Here is a 3,834-nt window from a genome sequence, read left to right on the forward strand (position 1 = left end):
TCGATGACTGTGAACGGCGTAGCTGTGAGCGGTGAAGTTGAGGGACGGACGTTATTGTCTGGCTTTTTGCGTGATCATTTAGGGATGACGGGGACGCATGTTGGGTGTGACACGGCGCAATGTGGTGCGTGTGTTGTGCATGTTGATGGTCAGGCTGTGAAGTCTTGCAACATGCTTGCGCTTGAGGCGGACGGGTCTGATGTTGGCACGATTGAAGGTCAGGCGACTGCGGATGGGTCTTTGAACGTGATCCAGCAGGCGTTTCAGGATCATCACGGTCTTCAGTGCGGGTTCTGCACGCCGGGGATGGTGATGAGTGCGGCGGCCTTGCTGAAGGACAATCCGCGTCCGACCGAGGCCGAGATCCGGCATTATCTGGAAGGCAACCTGTGCCGGTGCACGGGCTATCATAACATCGTCAAGGCGATCATGGCCGCATCGGGTCAGGACGTGAGCAACATCGCTGCCGAATAGGGCGGCGGGCAAGAATTTTCGTCGAAAATTCTTTTCCAGGGAGGAGATCAAGCAATGCCCAAAGACAGTGGCATCGGAGCCAGTTCCAAGCGGCGCGAGGACGTGCGCTTTCTGACCGGAGCGGGCAATTATACCGACGACATCAACGTGGCCGGACAGGCCTATGTGTATTTCCTGCGCTCGGATATCGCGCATGGCCGGATCACCAGCATCGACACCTCGGCCGCTGAGGCCATGCCTGGTGTGGTCAAAGTGTTTACCGGCAAGGATTTCGAAGGGGTGGGCGGCATCCCCTGCGGCTGGGAGGTGACCGACAAGCACGGTGCGCCCATGCAGGAACCGGCGCACCCCATTCTGGCGCAAGGTAAAGTGCGTCATGTGGGCGATCCCATCGCGGCCGTGGTGGCTGACAGCCTGGAACAGGCGCGCGACGCGGCCGAGGCGATCGATCTCGATATCGAAGAACTGCCCGCCGTGATCGACATGAAAGCCGCCGCCCAAGAGGGCGCGACGCTGGTCCATGACGATCTGAAGAACAACATCTGCTATGACTGGCAGCTGGGTGAGGCGGATGACGCTAAGGTCAATGAGGTCTTTGCCAATGCGGCCCATGTGACCACGCTGGATCTGGTGAACAACCGTCTGGTTGCCAACCCAATGGAGCCGCGCGTGGCGGTGGCGGAATACAGCCGCGGGACCGAGGACTATACGCTCTATACCACTTCGCAGAACCCGCATGTGATCCGCCTGCTGATGTGCGCCTTCGTTCTGGGCCTGCCGGAGCATAAGGTGCGCGTGGTGGCTCCGGATGTGGGCGGTGGTTTTGGCACCAAGATCTTCCACTATGCGGAAGAGGCGTTTGTGACCTTCGCCGCCAAGGCCTGCAACCGTCCCGTCAAATGGTCGGCCAGCCGGTCCGAGGCATTCATGTCCGATGCCCATGGCCGCGACCATGTCAGCACGATCGAACTGGCGCTGGATGCGGACAATAACTTTGTCGGTCTGCGCACCAACACCTTTGCGAACCTTGGCGCCTATCTGTCGACCTTCTCAAGTTCCGTGCCCACATGGCTGCACGGCACGCTGATGGCAGGCAATTACAAGACGCCGGTCATTCAGGTGAACGTGAAGGCGATGTTCACCAACACGGTGCCGGTGGATGCGTATCGCGGCGCGGGCCGGCCCGAGGCGACCTATCAGCTGGAGCGCGTCGTCGACAAAGCCGCGCGCGAGTTGGGGGTCGATCCCATTGCGCTGCGCCGTCAGAACTTCATCACCCAGTTCCCCTATGACACGCCGGTGGCGCTGACCTATGACACTGGCGATTACAACGGGACCATGGACAAGCTGGAGGCCGCCGCCGATCTGGCCGGCTTTGCCGCGCGGCGCGCGGAAAGCGAGGCCAAGGGCAAGCTGCGGGGCCTTGGGATCAACTGCTATATCGAGGCCTGCGGCATAGCGCCGTCGAACATCGTGGGCATGCTGGGCGCGCGCGCGGGTCTGTATGACGCGGCGACCGTGCGGGTGAACGCCACCGGCTCGATCAGCGTCATGGTCGGCGCACACAGCCATGGACAAGGGCATGAGACCGCCTTTCCGCAGGTCGTGGCCGACATGATCGGCATCGACGAGTCGATGGTCGAGATCGTGCATGGCGACACCTCGAAGATCCCGTTTGGGATGGGCACCTATGGCTCGCGTTCGCTGGCGGTCTGTGGCTCGGCCATGGTCAAGGCCACCGAGAAGGTGATCGACAAGGCCAAGAAGATCGCCGCTCACCTGCTGGAGGCGTCGGAGGCTGATATTGAGCTGAAGGATGGTCAGTTCAGCGTGGCGGGCACCGATAAATCGGTGGCCTGGGGCGATGTGACCCTGACGGCCTATGTGCCGCATAACTACCCGCTGGAGGTCGAGCCGGGGCTGGAGGAGACCGCGTTTTACGACCCGGCCAACTTTACCTTCCCCTCGGGCGCCTATGCCTGCGAGGTCGAACTGGACCCCGAGACCGGCAAGGTCAGCATCGAGGCCTTCACCGCCGCCGATGACTTTGGCAATATCGTCAACCCGATGATCGTGGATGGTCAGGTGCATGGCGGTATCGGTCAGGGTATCGGTCAGGCTCTGCTGGAGAACTGCGCCTATGACGAGAATGGCCAGCTGCTGAGCGCGTCCTTCATGGATTACGCCATGCCGCGCGCCGATGATGTGCCCTTCTACGGCGTGGATCATTCCAGCCAGACGCCATGCACGCATAACCCGCTGGGTGTGAAGGGCTGTGGTGAGGCTGGGGCCATTGGCTCGCCGCCGGCTGTGGTCAATGCGGTTCTGGATGCGATGAACTCGGGCGGCAAAGCGGTGGATCACATCGACATGCCGGTCAGCCCGTCGCGCGTCTGGGCGGCGATGAACAGCTGAGTTGAGAGGGTGGACCGGGGGCCAGCCCCCGGACCCCCGAGGTATTTTTGAACAGAAGAAGGGCGGGGCGTGCCGTGTCCTGATTTTGGAAAGGAAAAGCGGAATGTATAATTTCGAGTTTGAGAAGCCCTCGAGCATCGCCGATGCGGTGGCTGCGTTGGGGGCTGAGGATGCGCAGGCGCTGGGGGGTGGTCAGACGCTGATCCCGACGTTGAAGCAGCGGTTGGCGGCGCCCTCGGCGCTGGTGTCGCTGAGCGGGATTGCCGAGATGCAGGGGGTTTGCATCGAGGATGATGGCTCGGTCGCTATCGGTGGGGCGACGACCCACGCCACGGTGGCGCGCGAGGCGGCGGCAAGCTATCCGGCGCTGGCAGCATTGGCGGGGCAAATCGGGGATCCGGCAGTGCGCAATCGCGGCACCATTGGTGGTTCGGTGGCCAACAATGACCCGGCGGCCTGTTATCCGGCGGGGGTGTTGGGCTCGGGCGCGACCGTTGTGACCAATGCGCGGCAGATCGCAGCGGATGATTTCTTTCAGGGCATGTTCACCACGGCACTGGACGAGGGTGAGATCATCACATCCATCCGCTTCCCGGTGCCGCAGGCGGCGAGCTATCAGAAGTTCCTGCAGCCGGCCTCGCGCTTTGCGTTGGTGGGTGTCTATCTGGCGCGGTTTGCGGATAGTGTCCGCGTGGCCGTGACCGGTGCCAGCGAGGACGGCGTGTTCCGCTGGTCTGAGGCCGAGGAAGCCCTGACAAAAGAGTTCCGCGCCGACGCGCTGATGGGTCTCAAGGTGAACCCGATGAACATGATCGGCGATCTGCATGGCAGCAAAGACTACCGCGCGCATCTGGTCAGCGTCATGACCAAACGCGCCGTACAAGCCTGCGCGTAACCGCCTAGAAAAACGAACCCAAAAGCCCCGCAACAAAAGCGGGGCTTTTT

At 62.0% G+C, this 3,834-nt stretch carries 3 protein-coding genes; all 3 read left to right on the forward strand.

What is annotated here, in order from left to right:
* A partial coding sequence (locus tag ACR0C5_RS19645) for a (2Fe-2S)-binding protein (protein WP_170791789.1) occupies positions 1-474 on the forward strand: 474 nt, incomplete at its 5' end.
* 54 nt (positions 475-528) lie between these two features.
* Positions 529-2,889, forward strand: a complete 2,361-nt coding sequence (locus tag ACR0C5_RS19650) for a xanthine dehydrogenase family protein molybdopterin-binding subunit (RefSeq protein ID WP_170769602.1) — start codon at positions 529-531, stop codon at positions 2,887-2,889.
* Positions 2,890-2,992: 103 nt separating this feature from the next.
* Positions 2,993-3,784 (forward strand): FAD binding domain-containing protein, encoded by a 792-nt coding sequence (locus tag ACR0C5_RS19655; RefSeq protein ID WP_480878625.1) that lies wholly within the window; start codon positions 2,993-2,995, stop codon positions 3,782-3,784.
* The last annotated feature ends 50 nt before the right edge of the window (positions 3,785-3,834 follow it).

This window comes from Ruegeria sp. N8 (assembly GCF_056531325.1).

Coding starts and splice junctions, on each gene's coding strand:
- ACR0C5_RS19650 (WP_170769602.1), top strand. CDS start 529: ATGCCCAAAGACAGTGGCATCGGAGCCAGTTCCAAGCGGCGCGAGGAC.
- ACR0C5_RS19655 (WP_480878625.1), top strand. CDS start 2,993: ATGTATAATTTCGAGTTTGAGAAGCCCTCGAGCATCGCCGATGCGGTG.